Here is a 1,663-nt window from a genome sequence, read left to right as displayed (position 1 = left end):
TCTTGAGCCGATCTGCTTCGCGCATCGTCATCGTGATCGTCGCCGTTGATGTCGCCATGGCCGGACCCCAAGCCCAGAACCTGGGTTGGGCGACTTTGCGACATCTGAAATCGGCCAGAACGCGACATTACTAAATCGCTCCTACAGCTCTCATTTATACAATCTATCTTATGTTAAATCATGGCCTTATCGAAGCGCCTCTCGGCCACGATGCGCGTCTTTTTGCAGAAATCTGTTCGCCGCTTTTGCACGAATGTGTTTGCGCCTTCAAGTTGGCCCCCTCTTTCCTTAGGTTTGCGTCGCAAGTCCGTGTCGGCACTGCGTGCGGCGGGCCCCGCTGTCATTCATGGCGACGCCTGGGCTACGATGCGCTGGCAATCAAGAGCCTCAAGTTTGGACACCCGGCCAGCCGCTGAATACGGCAGGAGCTCCCATGAACCATGTCCTGATTCTCGGAGGCACAGGCTTCGTTGGTCAAAGCCTGTGTGCGTTGCTCGCCGAGCACGGTTGTGACATGACAGTGCCCACGCGCAACAAGTCGCCGGCGCTGAAACTGGGCCTGCCGGCATCGGTCGATCTCGTGAGCGCCGATGTTCATGATCTTGCACAACTCACGAAGCTTGTGGAGGGCAAGGACGCCGTGGTCAATCTCATCGCCATCCTCCACGGCAGCGAAGCACAGTTCGATCGAACTCACGTCGAGTTGCCTCGTACGCTGGTCTCGGCCTGCCGCGCGGCCGGCGTGCGGCGGATCGTGCATGTCAGCGCGCTCGGCGTGAACGGCCCGCGGCCAAGCCGGTACCTCCGATCCAAGGCGGAAGGCGAGAGGGTGTTGAAGGATGCGGATCTCGATACGACGCTGCTTCGTCCATCGGTGATCTATGGCGAAAAGGATCGCTTCCTGAACCTGTTCGCGCGCCTGCTGGCGTTCGCTCCAGTGTTCCCGCTGGCGTGTGCGGGAGCCCGCTTCCAGCCCGTGTGGGTCGAGGACGTCGCCCGCGCGATTCTCGTCTGCCTCGAGCGACCAGAGACGTCGGGGCAAACCTTCGAGTGCGCAGGGCCCGACATTTACACGCTGGCGGAGCTGGTCAAGCTGGCCGGCCGGTGGTCAGGCCACGAAAGACCCGTGCTTTCACTTCCGCAGCTTGTCGGAACACTTCAGGCGCTCGTGATGGAACACTTGCCAGGCGAACCGCTGATGTCGCGCGACAACCTTCAGTCGATGCGCACCCCTAACGTTGCCACCGGACTGCTGCCGTCCCTGGGAGATCTGGGTATCCGCCCTGCCGCACTGTCCAGCATCGGACCCCGCTATCTAGGCGCCGCTCGCACGCCAGGTAGGAGGAATTGAGACCACGTCGACGCATTAAGGCGCTCGGCAGCAGTGCCTTGTCGATGAGTGCACCACGCCATTGGTTTGGGAATTCCAAGCGTCGGAGTCGGCCGACAACAATGTGCAAAACAAAACGCTCTAGCCCCTCGGCGACAACATCCACACATCCGGGCCGAGCGAAGGCGGCTTGCGCATGGCGCGAGGCGAAGGCATCTGGCATCACGACGGCAAGCTGTTCATCGTCGACACCGCGACCGGGGTGAACGACGCGGGCGCGGGCGGCAACGGCGAAGGCGCGGTATGGGAGTACGACCTGGCCACGGGCATGCT

The 1,663-nt window shown here is 61.7% G+C and carries 1 protein-coding gene; it reads left to right on the top strand.

Annotated features, from left to right (window positions below):
- The first annotated feature begins 433 nt into the window (after positions 1–433).
- Positions 434–1,351, top strand: a complete 918-nt coding sequence (locus AC1DYK_RS35345) for a complex I NDUFA9 subunit family protein (RefSeq protein ID WP_478170515.1) — start codon at positions 434–436, stop codon at positions 1,349–1,351.
- Positions 1,352–1,663: the final 312 nt, after the last annotated feature.

Source organism: Variovorax sp. P2_H12 (assembly GCF_056403395.1).
The sequence above is the reverse complement of the archived record's forward strand: the minus strand, read 5'-3'. Positions and strand labels throughout refer to the sequence as shown.